Source organism: Streptomyces sp. CC208A, from assembly GCF_030010625.1.
In the GTDB taxonomy this organism is placed as follows: domain Bacteria; phylum Actinomycetota; class Actinomycetes; order Streptomycetales; family Streptomycetaceae; genus Streptomyces.
On record NZ_JASCXN010000024.1, the window covers coordinates 105,785 to 126,516 of the forward strand.

Annotated in this window: 20 protein-coding genes and 3 pseudogenes; 13 read left to right on the top strand and 10 right to left on the bottom strand. The window is 69.5% G+C overall.

What is annotated here, in order from left to right:
* Positions 1-29: 29 nt before the first annotated feature.
* The 5 genes and pseudogenes from QK442_RS24330 to QK442_RS24350 form a co-directional block, all read right to left on the bottom strand.
* Entirely contained in the window at positions 30-245 is a 216-nt protein-coding gene (locus tag QK442_RS24330) for a hypothetical protein (protein ID WP_282696165.1), read from the bottom strand.
* Positions 246-474: 229 nt separating this feature from the next.
* Entirely contained in the window at positions 475-1,170 is a 696-nt protein-coding gene (locus QK442_RS24335) for a restriction endonuclease (protein WP_282696166.1), read from the bottom strand.
* A 323-nt stretch (positions 1,171-1,493) separates the two neighbouring features.
* A pseudogene (locus QK442_RS24340) lies at positions 1,494-1,682 on the bottom strand (amino acid permease); the annotation flags it as partial.
* Between the two features lie 56 nt (positions 1,683-1,738).
* A pseudogene (locus QK442_RS24345) lies at positions 1,739-1,939 on the bottom strand (creatininase family protein); the annotation flags it as partial.
* Positions 1,936-2,733 carry a class I SAM-dependent methyltransferase gene (locus QK442_RS24350; protein ID WP_282696167.1) on the bottom strand — a complete coding sequence of 266 codons (798 nt, stop codon included), beginning with the start codon at positions 2,731-2,733 and terminating at the stop codon, positions 1,936-1,938. The pseudogene QK442_RS24345 and the gene QK442_RS24350, both read right to left, overlap by 4 nt.
* 363 nt (positions 2,734-3,096) lie before the next feature.
* Here QK442_RS24350 and QK442_RS24355 point away from each other — a divergent pair, with 363 nt between their 5' ends.
* Positions 3,097-3,237 carry a hypothetical protein gene (locus QK442_RS24355; RefSeq protein ID WP_282696168.1) on the top strand — a complete coding sequence of 47 codons (141 nt, stop codon included), beginning with the start codon at positions 3,097-3,099 and terminating at the stop codon, positions 3,235-3,237.
* Between the two features lie 116 nt (positions 3,238-3,353).
* Here QK442_RS24355 and QK442_RS24360 read toward each other — a convergent pair whose 3' ends face one another.
* The 3 genes from QK442_RS24360 to QK442_RS24370 form a co-directional block, all read right to left on the bottom strand.
* Positions 3,354-3,563: a hypothetical protein gene (locus QK442_RS24360; protein WP_282696169.1), complete on the bottom strand. Its 210-nt coding sequence runs from the start codon at positions 3,561-3,563 to the stop codon at positions 3,354-3,356.
* Positions 3,564-3,644: 81 nt separating this feature from the next.
* The gene (locus QK442_RS24365) at positions 3,645-4,598 is read right to left on the bottom strand and encodes an FAD-dependent oxidoreductase (protein WP_282696170.1); all 954 of its coding nucleotides are present in this window, start codon (positions 4,596-4,598) and stop codon (positions 3,645-3,647) included.
* A gap of 10 nt (positions 4,599-4,608) precedes the next feature.
* Entirely contained in the window at positions 4,609-6,054 is a 1,446-nt protein-coding gene (locus tag QK442_RS24370; RefSeq protein WP_282696171.1) for a carph-isopro domain-containing protein, read from the bottom strand.
* Between the two features lie 314 nt (positions 6,055-6,368).
* Between QK442_RS24370 and QK442_RS24375 the strand changes: the two genes are divergently transcribed.
* From QK442_RS24375 to QK442_RS24415, 9 genes are read left to right on the top strand one after another with little or no spacing between them, the layout of a single operon-like run.
* Positions 6,369-6,782, top strand: a complete 414-nt coding sequence (locus QK442_RS24375) for an ATP-binding protein (protein WP_282696172.1) — start codon at positions 6,369-6,371, stop codon at positions 6,780-6,782.
* A 44-nt stretch (positions 6,783-6,826) separates the two neighbouring features.
* Positions 6,827-8,143: a glycosyltransferase family 4 protein gene (locus tag QK442_RS24380; RefSeq protein ID WP_282696173.1), complete on the top strand. Its 1,317-nt coding sequence runs from the start codon at positions 6,827-6,829 to the stop codon at positions 8,141-8,143.
* Positions 8,140-9,138: a D-2-hydroxyacid dehydrogenase gene (locus QK442_RS24385; RefSeq protein WP_282696174.1), complete on the top strand. Its 999-nt coding sequence runs from the start codon at positions 8,140-8,142 to the stop codon at positions 9,136-9,138. Before QK442_RS24380 ends, QK442_RS24385 begins: the two co-directional genes overlap by 4 nt.
* Before the next feature lie 3 nt (positions 9,139-9,141).
* Positions 9,142-10,251: a radical SAM protein gene (locus QK442_RS24390; protein ID WP_282696175.1), complete on the top strand. Its 1,110-nt coding sequence runs from the start codon at positions 9,142-9,144 to the stop codon at positions 10,249-10,251.
* Positions 10,251-11,369, top strand: coding sequence for a hypothetical protein (locus tag QK442_RS24395; protein ID WP_282696176.1), 1,119 nt, complete (start codon positions 10,251-10,253; stop codon positions 11,367-11,369). Before QK442_RS24390 ends, QK442_RS24395 begins: the two co-directional genes overlap by 1 nt.
* Positions 11,370-11,385: 16 nt before the next feature.
* Positions 11,386-12,177 (top strand): radical SAM protein, encoded by a 792-nt coding sequence (locus tag QK442_RS24400; protein WP_282696177.1) that lies wholly within the window; start codon positions 11,386-11,388, stop codon positions 12,175-12,177.
* A gap of 17 nt (positions 12,178-12,194) precedes the next feature.
* Complete coding sequence (locus QK442_RS24405; protein WP_282696178.1) at positions 12,195-13,910, top strand: carbamoyltransferase C-terminal domain-containing protein; 1,716 nt, start codon at positions 12,195-12,197, stop codon at positions 13,908-13,910.
* 5 nt (positions 13,911-13,915) lie between these two features.
* On the top strand, positions 13,916-14,530 hold the full coding sequence (locus tag QK442_RS24410; RefSeq protein WP_282696179.1) for an HD domain-containing protein: 615 nt from the start codon (positions 13,916-13,918) through the stop codon (positions 14,528-14,530).
* Positions 14,527-15,513, top strand: coding sequence for a glycosyltransferase (locus tag QK442_RS24415; RefSeq protein WP_282696180.1), 987 nt, complete (start codon positions 14,527-14,529; stop codon positions 15,511-15,513). Before QK442_RS24410 ends, QK442_RS24415 begins: the two co-directional genes overlap by 4 nt.
* Before the next feature lie 7 nt (positions 15,514-15,520).
* Here QK442_RS24415 and gltX read toward each other — a convergent pair whose 3' ends face one another.
* Positions 15,521-16,894, bottom strand: coding sequence for a glutamate--tRNA ligase (gene gltX / locus QK442_RS24420; RefSeq protein ID WP_282696192.1), 1,374 nt, complete (start codon positions 16,892-16,894; stop codon positions 15,521-15,523).
* Between the two features lie 611 nt (positions 16,895-17,505).
* Here gltX and aspS point away from each other — a divergent pair.
* From aspS to QK442_RS24435, 3 genes and pseudogenes are all read left to right on the top strand, one after another.
* Positions 17,506-18,816 carry an aspartate--tRNA(Asn) ligase gene (aspS, locus tag QK442_RS24425; protein ID WP_282696181.1) on the top strand — a complete coding sequence of 437 codons (1,311 nt, stop codon included), beginning with the start codon at positions 17,506-17,508 and terminating at the stop codon, positions 18,814-18,816.
* A gap of 123 nt (positions 18,817-18,939) precedes the next feature.
* On the top strand, positions 18,940-19,506 hold the full coding sequence (locus QK442_RS24430; protein WP_282696182.1) for an amino acid transporter: 567 nt from the start codon (positions 18,940-18,942) through the stop codon (positions 19,504-19,506).
* Positions 19,507-19,576: 70 nt separating this feature from the next.
* Positions 19,577-20,428 (top strand): annotated as a pseudogene (locus QK442_RS24435) (hypothetical protein).
* 97 nt (positions 20,429-20,525) lie between these two features.
* Here the strand turns inward: QK442_RS24435 and QK442_RS24440 are convergent.
* Positions 20,526-20,732 (bottom strand): hypothetical protein (locus QK442_RS24440; RefSeq protein WP_282696183.1); only part of this gene is annotated, 207 nt, incomplete at its 5' end.

Genomic DNA, 20,732 nt, shown 5'->3' on the forward strand with positions numbered 1-20,732 from the left:
GGTTCTCAACGCGTACGCCGAGTACTCGCTCAAGGGCTGCTGGTCTGCGAGAGACTGTGGGCGAGTTGGCCCACGACGTGGAGGACGCCTTGCCCGAAGCTGGTGGGTGCGATCAGCACGCCGAACACCAGCACGATGACCACGGTCAGCTTCTCATCGAATCGGCTCCGGGCATGCGTACGTCGGCGCAATCGCACAATGATGATGACAGCAAGCAGAACCGCCACGTTGATACTTAGATCCACCTGGCCAGCCCTCCCGCGCACAACACTCTGACATCCCGCCTTCCTGCATAGCCGGAACTCGACAGCGCCACGTTTCGATCACCGGTGATTGGCGACGGAGTGCCTGGTCAATGGCTGGATCGGGGCAGCCGCGCGAAGCGGACAGCAGCGTCACCTGCCCCGTTCGCAGCCGCCGGGGCGGACGAGCCCCGGCCAGCGGCTCCGTCGCTTTGACCGCCCTGCCCCCGCGTCAGGACAGGGCGGTGGGGCGGCGCGGCGGGGGAATGCGGTCCAGCAGGTCCCACAGCGGTCGGGAGCCGGCCGCCCATTCACCCAGCAGACGGCGGTCCACGAGGTGTATCCGGTGTTCCGCGCCCCAGGGGATGGCCTTGGAGGAGAAACGGCCGTTGGTGAGCACGACCGCGACGTCCGCTCCGTGGACCTGCCGTGCGGTGCCGTTGACCTGCTGCAGGACACCGACCCCGACGGCGGAGCCCCGGTCTCCGTCCCGGCGGTGCTTGCACTGGATGACCCAGACGCGCCCCATGGGATCGACGGCGCGTACGTCGCAGGCGTTGTCGCCGGCACCGCCGAGCTGCTCCGCCTGACAGCCGTCCCGCCGCATCAGGTCCCGTACGGTGAACTCGAACGCGCGGTGGTCCAAGGCGTCCAGCTCCGCGATCCGCATCCGCAGCGCGCGACCACGCACACGCTCCCACTCGGCCCGCTGCCGCGCCTGCTGCAGCCAGAGGCCACCGGCCACCGCGGCGGCCACGGCAGCGATGAGAAGGATCCACCAGTGCACCAGCAGCCAGTGCACAACGGTGATCACCAACCCGATCGCCAGGACCCCCGCGCCCAACAGGGCCAGCTGGTCGTCCTGCTTCTTCGAACGGCGGGCCGGCCGCCGCCGTGCAGGACGCCGCGCCGGACGTCGGCCACTCATCGGGCCGCCCCCGGCTCAACCGACAGGCTGCGTTCAGCAGACCGGGCAAGGGCCCTTATCGGCACAGCGACCCGCTCGCACGCCTCCATCCCTACCGCCATGGAGTAACTCCCCCCTATCCACAGGCTGTTGACGATCCGCGCGCAGGCTATGAGAGCACGCACCACTGACAGCGGGTCGAGATGCGATCACCTGGAGTGAGGGGTTTTCGGTCAGCGTGGGCCGCTGCCCACTGCGGCTGGGCGCCGACGACCTGGGGCTTTCGGTGCTCGCCCGACACGCTTCAGCCGTTTCGCGGCAAGCACCGTATCCGGCCGCTCCTCTCAGCGGACGCCGGCCCTCCCGCCGACCTCCTTCCGATCCAGCGTGGAGTTGCGCGGGTGGGCCGGGTTGAGGAACCACTTGCGGGCGGAGGCCAGCCACCAGATGCCGCAGAAGGCGATGACGACGCCGACCGCGACGGGCGCGTAGTTGAAGGTGTGCGCGGTGACGGGCGAGGTCTGCGGCAGCACGGCGCGACAGCGTGTTCGGGCGAGAGGCCGTAGGGCATGGCCGGCCCGACCCACAGGTCGTGGTGACCCGCCAAGTACGCGGCCAGACGGTGCGCGAATCGCTCGGCGATGACGGTGTCGGTGCCCAGCGGCAGGTGCGGACCGTGCTGTTCGACCGACCCGAGCGGCAGGCAGAGGACGGACAGCTCGCCGAGCTCCGCCGCCACACGCGGTGCGGTGAGCGCGGCGAACGCCCGCCTGGTGCTCCCGGTCGTCACCTCCTGCTCCGCCGCCCGAAGCGGATCAGGAACTGGTTTTCCTCCGGGAAGGTGTCGTCCTCGCTGAAGTCCGCGAGCCGCTCCTTGACCGCGGTCTCGAATTCCGGCAGCCGGTCGCCGAAGAGGTGGGGTACGGCGAAGGAGGTGGAGTAGAGGTAGCCGAGGATGCTCTCGGTGGTCCAGGTGCGGTGGACAGGAATCCGTGCCTCCTCGACCTGGTCGAAGGGCGACTCCTCCATGATCTCGCTGTAGGGGCGGTTGTGGTGCTGGAAGGTGCCGGAGCCGGCCCGCCGTTCCTCGCCGAGGAACGACTTGATGACGTCCCGGACGGCCTCCTTCCAGGGGCTGGTCGCGGTCCAGAAGCTGCTGTCGCCGAAGATGGCCACGACACCGTCGGGCGCGACCTGATCGTCCAGGCGCGACAGGACGGCTGCCTGGTCGAGCCAGTGGAACGCGCGGCAGATCGTGACCAGGTCGGCTTCCCAGCCGGCGGGCGGCACGAAGTCCTCGGCTGTGCTCTCGACGAGCGACAGGCGCGTGCCTTCGGACACCTTTGGACGCAGCGCAGACTCCGCCGTGGCGAGCATGTCGGCGTCGTTGTCGATGGCGATGATGTCGTCGAAGCGGCCGAGCAGCGCCTCGGCGACCAGCCCGGTGCCGGTGCCGACGTCGAGCAGGCGTCGCGGACCGTCGGCCCGGGTGGGGGCGGCCTGGTCCAGGGCCACGGTGACGTCTTCGGGGATACCGGGGCGGAACTGGCGGTAGTAGCTGGCGGTTCCGGTGAACAGGCTCATGTGGCGCTCCGAGGTGCGAGGTCCTGGACGTGGGCGGCGGCTGCCGCCAAGTCGTCGGCGAAGGCACACCGTGGTAAACGAGCAGGGACTCGTCGGGGACCTGCCTTCCGCGCGAGATCCATATGGCGCGCGCCCCTGCTTCGACGGCACCCACGATGTCGCACGTCCAGTCGTCACCGATGTGGATCAGGCCACTTGGGTCCGTGTGGAAGTGGTCGGTCACGGCCTGGAAGGCCCGACGGTCGGGCTTGGTGTGGCCGATGCGGCAGGACGGAAAGAAGTCGCTCACCCACGGGGACGAGGAGCGTGCGCATTCCATCGGTGTCGGCGTCGACGCAGGTCACGTTCGAGAGAGTGACGACGGTGGCTACGGACCACCGCACCCTTCGCTCCGCCCCGCTCCACCTCGCCCACCACGCCGACAGGGACCACCCCGACTTCGGCAGCCACGATCCGGGTGACGGCGACGCAGGGGACGACGAGCTGGAAGAGGAGCTGCCATAACCATGCAGGTCGTGCGCCGTACTCAAGGCCGGTGCCACGATACTCGCTGGTTACTCCGAAGCAGGGTAGAGATTGCCGGTCATCTCCCCGTCCACGGACATCGCCGCGTGGAGAGATCAGCAAGGCGGACGCCTGCTGGCCGCCGAGGCCAGCGCGATGGCCTCCCGGATGGTGCGTAACAGAGTGGTGCACTGGCCATGGCGGAAGGTCAGATCCGGGGTGTGCTCGGCGAACGTCTTCTTCGGGCCGCCCGAGTTGCCGCGGAAGAACCGGCGATCCCGCAGGTCAAGGACGGTGAGCTGGTTCGATATCGCCGTGTCGGGCATCTTCCGGCTCGTGGCGCTGTGCACCCGATCCGACTGGCCCGTCGCCCGGGCTGCCGTTCTGCCACGAACGTCTGGGGGCGATCACTTGGCGGCGATCAACATCCGAGTCTCCTCGGCGCACCCCCACGACAGCGTGACGCCGGCGCCTCCGTGCCCGTAGTTGTGTACGACCACGGTGCCGTCCTCCCGTGCCTCTTTCTCCACGCGGACTGTGGCGCGGGTCGGCCGAGCGCCGACCCGGTGTTCCAGAACCCGGGCTTGCGCGAGTCGGGGCTCGACCTCAGCACAGCGGGCGAGGATGCCGGCCGCCGTCTTGTCGTCGGCGGCCAGATCGCCCTCGCCGTCGATCGCTGTACCGCCCAGGACGACGGTGTCGCCATGGGGGTAGAAGCACAGGAGGTCCGGGGAGAGGCCGGTGTCCTCGGAGAAGAACTCGGTCAGCCCGGGGTTGGTGACGACGACGTGCTGGCCGCGGATGGGCCGGAGGTCAGGGTCCGGGACCAGGTGGCGTGCGCCAAGGCCCGCGCAGTTGATGATCGCCGCAGCGGGACCGGCGTCCGAGAGCGAGGTAAGCCGTCGCCGCTCGACCACACCCCCGGCATCGCGGAGCCGGCGCAGGAGGTAGTCGAGGTAGGTGGGCATGTCGATCAGTGGCACGGTGACCCGGTAGCCCGCCGTGAATCCGGCCGGCAGTTCGGCTCGCTCGCACGGTCGGAAACCCGGCAAAGTGGTGGCCCAGTCCGGCGCGGCTTCGGCCGTGCGGGATGCCTCGATGCCACTGGTGAGCCGGACGCCCGTCGCCGGGTCCTGGGCCAGTTCCCGGAAGATCTCCAGGGACCGTTGTCCCCACTGGTCGACCTTGTCCTTCGGCTCGACCAGGTAAGGCCCCCACATCGCCCCGGCCGCCAGCGACGTGACCCCCGGCACCTGCTCGGCGATCACGTGCACCGAAGCCCCGGCCTCGGCGAGAACGACGGCCGTGGTGAGCCCAGCCACCCCAGCCCCGACGACGACAACGCGCTCCCTTGCGGTCATGACCCTGACCCTAACGGCCGGGTTGCGTCGATGGGGCGTGTTGGGCGAGGGCGTCCTCCAGGGCTGGCAGGAAGCCGCGCACGTGAGGGTTGCGCTGACGGCGGCGGAGGTCGGCGGCAAGCTGGTGGAGCAGCGCCGCGCTGCGAGGCGAGCGGACGACATCGAGGCGGTCGGCGGCGATCTGGCCGATCTCGCAGGCTGCCTCCAGGTCTCCGTGGGCGCTGTGGCCCAGGGCCAGCCAGGCTCCCTCGAACATGGCTCGGCGCTGGCTGGGGTCGCCGCGCGGGACGTCGTACGCCCCGGATCTGAGCATCTCGGTTCCTTGAGCGAGGAAGCGGCGGCTCTTCTTTCCGCTCTCCGCCTTCTGCTGTGCACGACCCATCTGGATGAGGCCGTAACCGGCCTGACAGTCCAGGTGGTTGTCGGTGAGGAAGTACATCCAGCGAGGCTCTTCTTGGCCGCCGTCCCGGCTTGCGATCAGTTCGCGGGCAGCGCCACGAGTGTGGGCGAAGTCGTTGTCACGGCCGGCGGCGGCGTACGCGTAGGCGAGCCGGGACAGGACGGACGCCCGGACGGCCAGCGGGGCGGCGTCACTCGCACGGCGGGCGGCCTCTCCGAGGGCGATGGCGTCCGCGGGGTGTCCTCGACTCGCCGCCTGGAAGGAGAGGTCGCCCAGGATGTGGGCGCACAGGGGAAGATCGTTTACCTGATGCGCGGCCCGGAGCGCCGTGACGAAGTAGCGCTGCGCCAGTCCGTGATCGGCCGCGTCGAAGGCCATCCAGCCGGCCAGCTGGCCGATCTCCGCGAGCGCGCGGATCAGACGGCTCGCGACAGCCGGAGAGTGGCCGCCTTCGCGAATCAGCAGCCCGACAGCCCGGAACTGTGCTCCGACGTAGGGCAGATGACGTGCCCCTCCGTGCTCGTCGTCGAGCAACTGGAGCATGGGAAGGTGCTGCTCGACCTGGTCCACGAGCGGATCGGTGCCGAGCGACGACGTCATTCGGGGCGTGTACTGACCGCGTCCCGCGGTGCCGTCGAGGTACTGGGCGACGATCGCGAGGAGTCCCGCGCCCGAGATCGCGAGGAACCGGCGACGGTCGACGAGCCCTCCCATCACCCAGTCCTCCACGATCGCCTCCATGCCCTGCACGGTCCAGGGTCGCGCGAGATCCGTGTCCGCGGGGACGAGCGCTGACGAGTCGCCCACACGGCCCTGCCAGAGTTCGGCCACCGAGACATTTCTACCCAGCTCCTGGGAGAGCACGTAGGCGGCCATCATCGGCAATGGCGAGCGCGGCAGGGAGCCGGCATCCCGCCAGTGGTACGGCGCCGACTCGGCCACCGTCCCCGCGCCGAACACTCGGTTGAGCTTGCGAGCGAGCGCCTTCGGGCTCCACCCGAGTTCGTCGAGGCACCCCGCCAGTACGACATTGGGCTCGCCTGTCTGCGGTGCCACGTGCGACCACCCTTCGCTCCAGTGGTTCGTCCATCACTTCGCGGGCCCCATGGTGATGCCCCTGGACGGACGATTCACCACCGTCGCATGGAAGTTGACCGAGTTGACCCACTGATCGGGTCCTGTCTGACCGTCCCCCTCCTGTGTTCTTGGATCCCGGCGGAGGCGCCCGTCTTCCGAGCCGACGGAGAAAGAGGTGGGCCTTGAAACAGCACACGAGCACCTCCCCAGGCCGACCGGGCGATGTGCTGGACCGTGACGCCGGACGACCAACCTCCGCCCCCGGACGCGGGCGCGTCGCTGGCGACAGCACGATGACCCTGATCACGGATCTGCCGTACGGACCGGAAGCGGCCGAGGTCGCCCGGGGCGCCGTAACGCTGGCGCTGCGCGGCACTGAGACGGACGTACTTGCTGACGCCCGCCTGATCGGGTCGGAGCTCGCGACGAACGCCTTCGTCTCGGGCAGTCCGCCGTTGGTTCTGTGCGTCGACCGCAGGAGTCTGGCCAGCGTCGGCCTGGAGATCGAGATCACCGTCACCGACGGCGGCTGTTCCCGCCCCGCACCCGCTTCTCCTACCGCTCCCGACGACCAAGCCGAATCAGGACGGGGACTGGTCATCGTCGATGCCTTGGCCGATGCCTGGTCGCTGACGACTGGCACCAACGGCTCTCGTGCCTGGTGCCGACTCACCCATAGGCCGTGCTCTTCGTCCCCCGGCGCCTGATGTCCACGCCGACAGAAGCCCGTCCGCCAAGGAGGCAACAAATAGTGCGCATCGACCATGCGACCCCACCGCCCCCGCCCACGCCCACGGCCGCGCCGGAGGCCGCTCGCCAGCCCCGGGTCGTCGTCGCCCTCCACGAGGGCTTCTACGGCGCGGAGTCGGGCACCGGCTTCAGCAACCGCGCCTTCCTCACGTCACTGGCCCGGCTCCTGCCGACAGGCCGCCTCTCAGTGATCACCCCGCACGTGCCCGAGACCGCGGGAGCGCACGATCAGCGGTGGGCCGACGAGGTCCGGCAGATGCTGCGACAGGCCGCAGCCGAGGTCGTCACGATCCCCAAGGTCGACGCGCCGCCGGACTCGGTCCGCGGTTCGATCCAGTTGTGCGACCTGGCGGGCGAGGCGGTCATGCGCATCGCCGAGCGCGCGAGCCGGTGCCTCCTCATCGGCCTGGACATCCCGTTCCTCGGGCTCGCCCCCTACACGTCGCCGACCACGGACCTGCTGCTCGTGCCCCGCTCCACAACCGTGCTGACGCGGCCCAAGGATGTCTCCCGCGTCCGCTGGGAGCGCGACGCCCTGCGAGCGGCGACACTCCGAGGCGGACGCGTCGGGGCCATCTCCTTCCACATGCGAGGCCACCTCGTCGTCAACTACGGCGTGCCTCGGGCGAGCATCGTGAGCATCCCTAACGGGCTGATCCGTGAGGAGATGGTCAGGCCGGCCACGGCTCTGCCGCTGCCTTTCAAGGCCCGCGCCGGGTTCCTTCTCGCCATGGGCCGCGCAGTCCCGACGAAAGGCTTCGAAGACCTCCTGGAGGCGTTGCGCCTGCTGAAGGAACGCGGTGTCCCCATTCCTCACCTGGTGCTGGCCGCCGTGACCTCGGAGGAACACCAGCACCCCTCCTCGTACCAGCAGGACCTGGCGGCACACATCCGCGCGCACGATCTGGACGCGACTCTGATCACTCGCTTCACCCCCGCGATCCGTGCCTGGCTGCACAGCCCGGCCCTGCGCGCGGTCATCGTTCCCTCTCGCGAGGAGCCCTTTGGCCGGATACCCCTGGAGGCGTTCGCAGCCGGTGCGGGCCCGGTGGTCGCGACCACGGCCGGCGGCCTGGCTCAGACCGTCATCGACGGCGAGACCGGCTTCACGGCCGCACCGCAGGACCCCAGGTCCCTGGCGTCCGCCCTGCACAGGGCCCTGACCGTCCTGCCCCGAGAACGCGATCGGCTCCGGAGCGCCGGGGCGGCCTTGGTGCGCTCCCGCCACGACTACGAGGTTAGCGTCGGTTCCGTCATGAACCGCATCGCCCCTTGGGCGCTGGCGCGGTCAGCCACCGCGGAGGGCCGCGCGCGATGAGACAGCCGGTGGTGCTGATCAGCCTAGAGTCCCCGCACTCCTTCTGGCGGCTGTCCTCCGAGCACGAGCGTGCGCTGTCCGCCGCCTTCCCCGGCCTCGAGTTCCGCAGGGCAACCGAGGCGGCCGTGCCGAACCAGCTGGCCGACGCACACGTCTACTTCGGGTGGCAATTCGCGCCCTCGTGGCTGTTCGCCGCGCCACATCTGAAGTGGATCGCTTCCCCGGCCGCCGGCACCGACCATCTGCCGGTCGCCGAGGCGCGCTCGGTCGGGGTGGCCCTGACCCGCTCGTACGGCTTCCACGGCAGGCCCATGGCCGAGCACGCCATGGGCTTGGTCCTGGGTTTCTCGCGCGGGTTGTTCATCAGCCAGCGCGTCCAGCGGAACCGTGCCTGGTGGAAGGACGACCTGGCCGAGGAGTTCTTCGACCTGGCGGGGGCGACGATGACCATCGTCGGCTGCGGCAGCGTCGGACGCCACCTCGCCCAGGCCGCTCGGGCCTTCGGCATGAACGTCATCGGAGTGCGCCGGACACCACCTGCGGCTTCCGAGGGCGGGATCACGTGGGTGCACACGACGGCGGTGCACCAGGCGGTGTCCATCGCCGACGTAGTGGTCAATCTGCTGCCCGCGACCTCGGCGACGGATCGCTACTTCGACCACAACCTCTTCTCGGCGTGCAAGCCCCGCTCTCTCTTCCTCAACCTAGGCCGCGCGGCAACCGTCGACCAGCCGGCCCTCCTGGCCTCCCTCGACACCGGCCACCTGCGCGGCGCGGCCCTGGACGTGTTCGATCCGAAACCGCTGCCCGCCCGCCATCCGCTACGGCTCCACCCCCGGGTCGTACTCACCCCGAAAAGCTCGGTGTTATGCCGCGCGTACATGGACGAGGCGGTCGCGTTCTTCGCCGACAACCTGCACCGCTACCTCTCGGGCCATCCCCTCAACGGCTTGGCCGAGGCGCCCGACACCCGCTCTCCGCTCGTAGGAGGCTGACCAATGCCCACCGCAGACCACGACGACCTGGCCGCCGCCTTCGCCGCCGCAGGCCGCAACCACCCCTACCTGGCCTTCACCCTGAACTCGCTGTGCAACCTGGACTGCGTCTTCTGCAAGCCGCGGTGCATGCCGGACTACGGGCACAAGGACCGGCCCCTGACCGCCTCCGACTACGCGGCCATCGCCACCGAGGCCGGGGCCTGGAAGATCAGGAAGGCGCACTGCTCCGGCGGTGAACCGACCCTTCGAGCGGACATCCTCGACGTCATCGCGGGCCTCGCTGACGGCCTCGGGCCCGACGCCGCGATCGGCATGACCAGCCACGGCAACCTACGTCGGGGGCTGAGCGTCGAACAGCTTCGCCGCGCCGGCCTGACGTACCTCAACCTCAGCCTCCACAGCCTCGACCCGGCGCGGTCCGCCGCGATCATGGGCGGTGGCGACCCGCGCGCCACCCGGAGCGCCCTCGACGCCGCCCTCTCCCTCGGCCTGCGAGTGAAGATCAACTGCGTTCTTCAGCGCACCTACCTGGACGACGCCTTCGCCGTGGCCGAACTCGCCCGCGACCTGCCCGTCGCCGTCCGCCTGATCGAACTCCAGAACATCGGCCCTGCCCAGGCGCTCTTCGACACCGAGTTCATCACCGAGGCAGAGGTCCGCGACCGCCTCCAGGAGTGGTTCGCGGACGCCGGCGAAGTCTCCCGGGACCAGCTGGGCGTCCGCAGCCCCGGGCGGTACCTCCGTCCCGACGGCTGGGCAGGGTCGATCGGCTTCATCTCCAACTCCAGCTGCGCCACCTGCTCCGACGCCAACCGAATCAAGATCACGCCCACGGGCGTGGCGCGGCCCTGCATCCTGCACAACCGCGACATCCCGCTGAAGCCCCACCTCGCCGACGGCACCCTGGGCGACGCCTTCGCCCACCTCTTCCAGGCGATGCTCGACCGCAACACCAACGACGCCTGGCAGGGCTTCCACTACGTCGACTACGACTTGCGCTGGGACCGGATGGAGCGTCCCCAAGGAACTCCGGTCCTGCCTCTGCTCCCCGTCATGCCCGCTGAAGCGGCCGGCCCCTCGTGCGCCCGCGCCTCCACCGGGGGGCGGTGATGGCCGTGGTCGACGCGCCGCCTCTCTACCAGGGGCTCGGCGCTCTGTACGAACGGGAGCTGGACGCTCACGGCGTCGGGGCCGTGATGCTCACCCACAAGTGGCAGTCGGCCGACCTGCTGGCTCCGCACTCCGACATCGACGTACGCGTCCTCTTGCGCCAGGCACCTGCGGACTGGGAGGAATGGAACCACCGTCTGGCCGCCGCACACGCCGCCGCGGTCAGACGGGAGGTCTCCCATCGACGTCTCCTGGAGCACCCGCCCGGCTTCGCGTTCACCGTGACCGAGGCGGACGGGCGACTCGTCTCCTCGCCGGAACTGGCGACCTGGTCGCTGATCAGCGGAAGCGTGCGGGACTTCCAGCGCTGGAAGTCCCGGGCTCAGATGGCGCCCTGGTGCGCCGTTGACGAGCGGTTCTACCGGGGAATCCTCCAGGCCCGGATGGGCGGCCGATACCAGCTGGCCGCGGACAGCACGGACAACGTGGTCGAGGACATCGCCGCGTACCGGCGCCACTGCGTGGCCTGGCACTACCTCGCCCCCTGTTGGTTCGCCGCCGCCGCGCTCGCGACACGGACCCGCTGCCCCGGAAAGACGGCGGCTCTCACCCAGTGGCGGCCAGAGGGACTGGAGGGATACGCCGAGCTGTTCCTCCGGCACTCGGCGCACCTCTCCGGTGCCCGCCCACGGAGTCCGCGCCACCTGCTCCGCGCGGCACACGTCGCCCTGGAGGCGGCCATGCGCCGCGTTCCCGATGGGGATCGCGCCGACGGCCAAGGCCAGGAACACGCCCGTACCGACTGGGTGATGACCGCCGGGATGCTCCGCGTGCGCGTCGCCCGCTGGCTGTACTACCTCGATCCGCCACCCGGCGTGGCGACCGAGTACCTGGTCCGGCGGGAGGCGAAGGAACTCCGCTCCGCCTCGCAAACCCTGACCGTGCTCGCGGCCGAGGAGACCACTCCCGCCCAGCGGCTGGCCGCCCGGATGGCGGCGTTGATCCCCACCGGACCGACCACCGCCGACGCCCTGCGCGCAACCATCGCGCGCTGGCACCAGCAGAAGACCACCGTCCAGGACTTCCTGAGCTTCACCCCCGACGACGTCCACCTCTGACCCAAGGAGTCTCGCCATGACCGCGCGTGCGCCGGTGCCCCGCACCCTGAAAACGGCGAAGGTCAAGATCACCACGAAGTGCAACCGGCACTGCGACTTCTGCATCTTCGCCGACGGCGCCCAGGGCGAGAACATGTCCCTGGAGCTGTTCTCCACCGTCTTGACACGACTGGAGACCATCCCCTTCCAGCAGCTGCACATCAACGGCGGCGAACCCACCGTGCACCGGGAATTTCCTGCGCTCAGCGACACCGCCCGCACGCGGCTGCCGGACAAGGTCATGGTCCTGGGCACGAACGCCATCACCCTGGCCCGCAACAAGCCGATCATGGACGCGACCCTCCGCTTCTACGACCAGATCCTCATCGGCTGCGACGACGAACACGGGAACTACGACGAGGTGCACGCCGTCGTGCCCCGCCTCCGCGAAGCCGGCAAGACCGTGGTCGTCAACAGCGTCCTGGAAGGCATCAGTGCCACCCGGCTAACGCAGCTCGGGACGCTGTGCGAGAAGTACGGCGCCGTCCACGTCACCAACCACGTGCACCACGTCGACGTCGGCCAGCCCGCGAACGAGCTGCGTGGTCTCTGCGACCGTTACCTCGACCAGCACCTGATGATCGAGATGGACGGCTCCTGCTACCGCTGTTTCAACGCCATGGCGAAGGATGACAGCGAGTTCAGCATCTGGGACGAGGACTTCGCGGCCAGGGTGTTCGCGCCCCGGGGGCACCACTTCCGGTTCTGCCTGCGCTGCCACGAGTACACCGACTCCGGCGCCGCAATCGTCCCCGCCCTCACCGGCTGATCGGGAGGTACACCGCCATGCCCGCAGTCCTCGGACTGAACTTCCACCACGACACGGCCGCCGCGTTAGTCGTCGACGGCCGCATCTACGCGGCCGAAGAGGAACGCTGGAGCGGCATCAAGCACAACCACCCCACCCGCAAGGGCACGCTCACGGCCCCGACTCGCGCGCTCCAGTGGTGCCTGGAGGCCGCCGGCATCGAACCGGAGGACGTTGACGCCGTCTGGGCCGCCTCCATGCGTCCCAACCCCGCGGCCGGCTGGTGGCTGGCCGAGGAGCGGGAGGAACTCGCCGCCCTCCTGCCCGCTCCGCTCGGCGAATACCTCCGCCTCCTCTCCCACCACACGGCCCACGTGCTCTCCGGCTACCTGCTCTCCGGGCACGAGCACGCCGCTGGCCTCGTCATCGACGCCGGCGGCTCCTCCCTGGGCTCCGACTTCGGACCAGGCCGGGAGCGCATCACGGGGTACGACCTGTGGCCCGATCGCATCGACCGCCTCCACCAGGGCATGCCGGCCGTCGTGCCGGGCCCGGTCGGCCCCAGGCGCGTCCACTCCTCCCTCGGGCACTTCTACCGGAACCTCGCCCGGCGGGTGATCCCACCCGGCGACGAGCCCGAGGGCAGCATGATGGCGCTCGCCGCCTTCGGCGATCCCCAGCGCTACGGAGCGCACATCCGCGAACTGGTCCGGCTCGGCAATGAGGGCGAGGTCCGTATCGATCACCCGTGGGGTTCGGCGGACAGGGGCACACCGCTGCTCCTGGATGGCCGGGCCTGGACCACCGACAACGTCGCGGAACAGCCGGAACACAAGCGGGCCGACCTGGCCGCCGCCGTCCAGGAGGTCTTCGCCGACTCGGTCGTCCACATCGCTCGCCACCTGCAACGACTCACTCGGGCCTCAGCGTTGGTGTTCTCGGGCGGATGCGCCCTGAACTCCCACCTCAACGGCCAGCTGGCCATCGACAGCGGCTTTGACACGCTCTTCGTCGCACCGGCCCCGCACGACGCCGGCACAGCCGTGGGCGCCGCGCTCTACGGCTGGCACTACCAGCTCGGACAGGAACGCCTGCCGGTGCCGACCGACGCGGCCTGGGGCCCCGATCCGGGTGCGTTGCCGACGACAACCGTGCCGTCCGGCTACCACGCCTTGCCCCACCTCGGGCCCGAACTGGCACCCACAGTGGCGGCACTGCTCGCCGAGCACCGCATCGTGGGCTGGGTGCGGGGACAGCTCGAGTTCGGGCCGCGTGCCCTCGGCCATCGCTCGATCCTCGCCCACCCCGGTCACGCCGCCACGCGGGACCGACTCAACGCGATCAAGAGGCGAGCCGCGTACCGCCCGTTCGCGCCGGCCGTCCTCGCCGAGCACGCCACGGAATGGTTCATGTCGACGGGCGACCCCTTCATGAACCGCGTCGCCACCGTCCGACGGTGCCGAGCCGACCGAGTCGCGGCGGTCACCCACCACGACGGCACCGCCCGCGTCCAGTCCGTCGCCGCTGACCACCAGGGCCTACGCGATCTCCTTGAGCAGTTCCGCGACCTCACCGGACTGCCGCTGCTGCTGAACACATCCCTCAACCGCAAAGGTGCCCCGATCCTGCGGACCGCTGGGCAAGCCGTGGCAGCGGCGGTGGACCTGAGCCTCGACGCCCTCGCCGTCGGGGACACCCTGATGCTCGCCGACCACGTCCCCGACCCTCGTACCGCGTCTCTTCGTACAAGGTGAGGCGGATGGACCCCATCGACCTCGACCACGTCCTGACCGTGCTCGGTGCCGCCGCGTGGAGCCCGGACGAGCAGTCCCGCGCCCGCGTGGCCGCTGGCCTCGCGCTCACGGTCTACGACTGCCACACCCGTGACCAGGGCACCCCATACCTGGAACACCCGCTGGCAGTCGTCAGGCTCCTGCGAACGGAGATCGGCGTCCGTCACCCCGAGACGCTCCTCCTCGCTCTCCTCCATGACGCCTTGGAGGTGTCCCCTGAGTCGGAGGCACTGCTCGTCCATCACCTCGGCGGCCCGTTCACCGCACGCCTGCGTGCCATGACGGCCGACCACCGCCTCGAACAGCGCACGAAGTCCGTCGGCGACGAGACCCGCTGGCGCGCGAAGCAGGCCGCGCTCCCGCCCGAGGGCCTCCTCGTCCGGCTCGCCGACCGCCTGCACAACCTGCGCGACCTCGCCGCGTCCCCGAACCTCGACCGACGTCGACGGTTCCTCCAGACCTTGGGCGATTTCCACCTCCCCCTCGCCGACGCCGCCCGCGGCCTCGGCCCCCATCTGGAGACCATGCACACGCGACTGCACGCCGAGTACGTCCACCACATACAGGAGGTACGTCCGTGAAACGGGTCGTCTACTCGATGGAGCCGGTCGGCCGGACCGGCGGCCGGGTCTACCTACGGATGCTCCACGAGGTGACAGCCGACGACGTGGAATGGCGCACCGTCCCGGACCACAAGCGGACCTACCGGGTCCGCCGCTGGCGCAAGCTCCGCCACCTCGCCCGCCTGGCCCCTTCCATACGGGCGCTGCACGGCACCACCGGCACCTTCGTATGGGACGACCTGAGCCTGCTGCTGTTCACGCCCGAGATGCGCGCCCGCACCGTGTTCCTCCTGCACCACTACGAGCCGCTCCAACACGACTCCGCCCCCATCGAGGCCATGCTCTGGGAGAGGCTGTTCCGCGTTCTGCCGCAGTGCGCCGCCGTGGTGTGCGTCGCCCCGTACTGGGCCGACCAGCTCCGCGCCCGAGGCGTCCGCAACGTACGGGTGATCTACAACGCCTTCGACATGGCCGAAGTAGAGCAGGCACGCGGTTACGACCGGGCCGAGTGCCGCGCCGAGTTCGGTCTGCCACCCGACGTGGTCGGCATCTACGCGGGCAAGGCCGTGCACTGGAAGGGGACCGAGGAGGTCTCGGCGGCCCTGGTCGGCGTTCCCGGACTGCGAGTGATCACCAGCGGCAGCAACACCATCGGCCTGGACAGCGCGCACTACGACGTCGAGCGGGAGCGGTACCTGCGTCTGCTGCGCGCCTGTGACGTCGGTGTCTTCCTCCCGCGGATGCGGGAGGGCTGGAGCCGCTGCGCCGCCGAGGCATTACTTCTCGGCCTGCCCTGCCTCATCCGCCCGGTGGCCGGCCTGGGCGACCTCGCCGCGCTGGCTCGCCAGCCGGCCCCGGACCTCCGCCGCCTCCCGGCACAGGTCCGGGAACGCGCGGCGACACGCCACACCGAGGCCAAGGCGGCGTACGAGGCCCTGGCCCGGTTCGACCTGACCTATTTCGGCGACGCCTGGGGCCACCTCCTGGCGGAGGTCGCCTGACCAGCGGCTAAGCCTGCGCGGCCAGCTTCTTGCTGGCGGCGTCCAGACGGGCCAGCACGCGGTCCCGGCCGAGCAACTCCATGGACTCGAACAGCGGGAGTCCGATCGTCCGGCCGGTGACCGCGACCCGGATGGGTGCCTGGGCCTTGCCCAGCTTCAGCCCGTGCTTCTCGCCGACGGCGAGCAGGACGGCCTTCAGGTCATCCGCCTTCCAGTCCGCGACGTCGGCCAGCTCGGCGCGGGCGTCCGACAGGATGTCGCCGGCGCCCGCCTTCATCGCCTTGTTCCACGACGCCTCGTCCTCGACCGGCTCGTCGAGGAACAGGAAGTCCACATAGCTGGTGATCTCGGAAAGCAGCGCCAGCCGGGTCTGTGCAAGGGAAGCCGCCGCCTCGAAGACGTCCTTGTCGAACGCCTCCGGCCGCCACGGCGCGTACGGGGCGACCAGCCACGGCGCGCAGGCGGCGACGAACTGCTCCGGCGACAGGGCGCGGATGTACTCGCCGTTGAACGCCGTCAGCTTCTTCACGTCGAAGAAGGCCGGCGCGGTGTTCACGTCCTCGATCCGGAAGAGCTGCTCCAGCTCCTCGTACGGCCTGATCTCCCGGTCGTCACCCGGGCCCCAGCCGAGCAGCATGAGGTAGTTCACCATCGCCTCGGGCAGGAAGCCCTCGGCGAGGTAGTCCTCCAGCGCCACCTTGTCCCGGCGCTTCGACAGCTTCTGCCGCTTCTCGTTCACGATCACCGGCAGATGAGCCCACACGGGCGGCTTGGCACCGAGCGCCTCCCACAGCAGCTGCTGCTTCGGCGTGTTCGACAGGTGCTCCTCGCCACGAATGACCTGCGTGATTCCCTCATCCAGGTCGTCCACGACGTTGGCGATCAGAAAGACCGGGGACCCGTCGCCACGGGCGATCACGAAGTCCTCGATCGCGCTGTTCGGGAACGCCGGCTCCCCGCGGACCAGGTCGACCACAACGGTCTCACCCTCGTCCGGCGTCCGGAACCGCAGCGCCCGCCCCTCCTCGAAGGCCAGCCCCCGGTCCCGGCAGAACCCGTCGTACCCGAGGTGCTCCGACCCCGTGCGCTCCTTCAGCTGCTCCCGCGTGCAGTCGCAGTAGTACGCCCGGCCGGCCGCGAAGAGCTCCTGAGCCGCTTCCCGGTGCCGGTCGGCGTTGTGCGACTGGAAGTACGGCCCCTCGAAGGCCGGGTCCTCGCCATGGATGCCGATCGCCGCGAGCGCGCTGATGATGCCCTCGGTCCACTCCGGCTTGTTCCGGGCCGCGTCGGTGTCCTCGATCCGCAGGACGAACCTGCCGCCGGACTGTCGCGCCACCGCCCAGTTGTAGAGAGCGGACCGTGCACCACCGACATGGAACATGCCGGTCGGAGACGGGGCGAAACGAACGCGAACCGGGGCAGTAGACATGCGCTCCAGGGTACCGACGCCGGACCTACGCCTCGGACCACTCGCCCTACCTCCGCACCGACGTTTTTCGGCCGACCCGGTACTCGCCCTCGCCCGTCCCTTTCCACTGCAGGTGCGTGCCCCTACCTCGGCTGACCGCTCGCCACAGCTCCAGCCGCCCCTCGACCGCAGCCCCCGGACACGCCCCACGCTCGCATGGATGTGCGATGCCGCGCCGGATAAAAAGCCCCCGCGACCCTGCCCTCGCATTCTCGATTGCGGACGCGATCGCGGCGTCCGTATCCTTCCGGGCAACGCGTTGACGGAGACGAGTAGCCAGGGACCACGCGAGCAGAGAGAGCCGCCGGCAGCTGGGAAGGCGGTCTCGCGCCCCGAGGCGAAGACCCTCCCGAGCGCGGGGAGGAACGGCCCACTCTTATGGCCCAATGCCCCGTCGGCCTGCCCCCGTCACCGGGCCCGACCGAGGCCGCCACCGGGTGGCGGCGAAAGTGCGGTGGTACCGCGAGTTGCCCTTCTCGCCCGCACTCCTAAGGGATCATGACGATGTCCTTCGGAGGACCGCAATGATCCAAAGCCGCGTACACATCTCCGACCTGAGAGAACACGTCGGCCGTACCGTCACCGTCTGCGGCTGGGTGAGAACCCTGCGCCTGCAGAGCAAGATGCAATTCGTCGTCGTACGCGACGGAACCGGCATGGTGCAGGTGACCCACAAGCGTGACAACGGGCCGCTCGAGGCCCAGCTCCAAGCCCTCACTCCCGAATCCGCCGTCAAGATCACCGGACGGGTCGTGGACGCCGCCCAGGTCAAGCTCGGCGGCCTGGAGATCGTTCCGAAGGCCGTCGATATCCTGAACCCGGCCGCCACCCCGCTGCCGATCGACGAGCAGACGGGCATCGAGCACCAGCTGGACTGGCGCTTCCTGGACGTGCGCCGCCGTCCCGCCGCCCAGCTGATGTTCGCCGTGCAGACCACCCTGGAACAGGGGATGCGCGAGTACGCCTACGCGCAGGGCTCCACGGAGATGCACACCCCCAAGCTCATGGGCACCGCCTCGGAATCCGGAGCGGAGGTCTTCGAGCTCGGCTACTTCGGCCGCAGCGCCTACCTAGCCCAGTCGCCCCAGTTCTACAAGCAGATGGCGATCTCGGCCGGCATCGAGAAGGTCTTCGAGATCGGCCCCGTCTTCCGTGCCGAGCCGTCGTTCACCTCCCGGCACGCCACCGAGTTCACCGGCGTCGACATCGAGCTCGCCTGGATCGACGGCGTCGAGGACGTCATGGCGTTCGAGGAACAGATGCTCACCCACGCCATCGCAAAGGTCGCCGACGCCCATGGCGAGGCCATCCGCGAGCAGTTCGGTGTGGAGATCACGGTCCCCACGACGCCCTTCCCCCGCATCACCATGGCCGAGGCGCACGACATCCTGCGTGAGGGCGGCTGGGACCCGGAAGGGGTCAAGGAGGACCTGGACCCGGAGGGTGAGCGGAGTATCAGCGCCCACATCCGGCAGGCCACCGGCCACGAGTTCGTGTTCGTCACGCACTACCCGGTGGGCATCCGGCCCTTCTACCACATGCGGCCGGCCGACGACCCGAGCGTCACCCTGAGCTTCGACCTGCTCTGGAAGGGGCTGGAGATCACCACCGGCGCCCAGCGCGAGCACCGCTACGACGTGTTGCTGAAGCAGGCCGCCGAGAAGGGCATGAGCCCGGAGCCGATGCGGGACTACCTGAACGCGTTCCGGTACGGGTGCCCGCCGCACGGCGGTCTGGGCATGGGCCTCGGACGCGTACTGATGGTCATGCTCGGCCTGGAGTCGATCCGCGAGGCCACCTTCCTCTTCCGCGGACCGAACCGGCTCACCCCATAGCCGACAGCTGCAGCCTGACCACCTGCGATGTTCCGCCAGTGCCTCGTCTGCTGAAAGCATGGACGGGTGAGTGTTCACGAACTGGGGCGCTGGGTACCGGCTCGCCCGGAGGACCTGGCCGCGATGTTCGCCGAAGCCGACTTCCCGTGGTGGATCGCCGGCGGGTACGCGATCGAACTCGCCGTCGGTCGCGAGCTACGCCCGCACGGCGATCTCGACGTCCTAGTCCTCCGCCGCGACCAAGCGCTCGTGCGAGACCTGCTGAACGACTGGGATATGCATGTCGCGGACCCGCCTGGCGCGGGGCACCTGCGTCCCTGGCGTCCGGGAGAGACGCTTGAGGTGCCCCTCCACGACATCTGGTGCAGACGCACACGTGAGGCACCCTGGTCAGTGCAACTCATGCTGGACGAGGCCGAGGGCGCCCAGTGGGTCTCGCGGCGCAACCCAGCGGTCCGACTTCCGCTCGGCCGAGTGGGGCGGAGGAGTCCGACCGGAATCCCATACCTTGCGCCCGAGGTGCAGCTCTTCTACAAGACGAAGGCCACACGGGCCAAAGACGAGACTGACTTCGAAGCGGTGTTGCCGCTCCTGGACGAGTCGCAACGCGTCTGGCTAGCGGACTCGATCGCGGTGACCGCCCCAGACCATCCCTGGCGGAAACGTCTTTTGTCCGCGGACCGAACCTGAGAGGCCAGCCATCTTGCGCCGATGCCTCGACCGCCTGAGCCGGGCTCGCTCCGCTGCTACGGTCGCCGGTATGGCGCTCTCGAGTCCCGCTACGCAGCCAGTTGATCTACGGGTGGAGCCGGTCGACGAGGTTCTTGATCGGGTTGAGCGATGTCTCCAGGTGTCCCTACTCCCGGATTCGGTGATCCGCAAGCGTCGGACCGTCGGGCCCGGACAGACCGTGAGACGTGGGTCCGGGTGGAGCGGCGCGCACTCGCCAAGATCCCAGAACAGGGGTGGAACGGCACAGAGTGTGCCGCACGCCTCGGAGGCATCGCCCAGCATAAATGGCACGGATGTGTGGTCTGGCGAGCGGGAGACGGCTCGGCGATCTGGCGGGCGGACGAGACCGATCTCCTGCCGCGCCCTCCTGTCGGCACCGCTGTGCTGAGCGAGGCTCCGAAGCTTCCGAACGAGTGGTGGAAGGCGTTGAACGCCACTTTGGACGCGCTGGCGTTGCAGCCCACGAGGCGGATCGCCACGCCGGACACCGTCACCATCACCCAGGAGCTCGTCACTGCGTCTATCCGCATTGTCTTCCCAGGGGACTTCGACACGACCGTCGAGCGGTGGGTGTCAGCTCACGCGGACCTGAACTGGGCCAATATCACCGCACCGGTGTTCAGCCTCTTCGACTGGGAGGACTGGGGCAGCGCGCCGCTGGGGGCTGAACAGCGCGACATTGTGGGCGAGTTCCCTTGCGATCCCAGCCTTGGCTGATCGCGCTCTGCGGTTGGAGCGCCGGCGCGACTTCGAGACCCGGGACGGCAAGCTGATGGCGCTGTTCGTTTGCTCAAGGCTTCTTGGTCCGCACGCGCACCCTGAGGATCCCCGGCTGCGGCCAGCAGAACGCGTGGCCGAGGAGGTCATCAAGCAGCTCTAGGACGAGTGATCGCGAGAGGTAGCTCTGCACGCCGAAGCCGGGACATGTTCGACGGATGCTGCTCAAGATCGAAGGCCGCCGATGCGTCAACAGCTACCTACCTGCGAGGGGACTGCCGCTCCACCTGCCTCAGTATGCGGCTGGCCAAGTCCATGAAGTTCGTGATCGACGGCGCTTCCACGATCAACAAGCGTCCGTGGCTGCTGCCGTCGTCGAAACCGCATCCGGTGTCGCGGACCAACGGCGTCAGCCAGTGGACGGTCGGACGCTCCGCTGCGAAGTAGACAACCGGTCGCGGAGACCA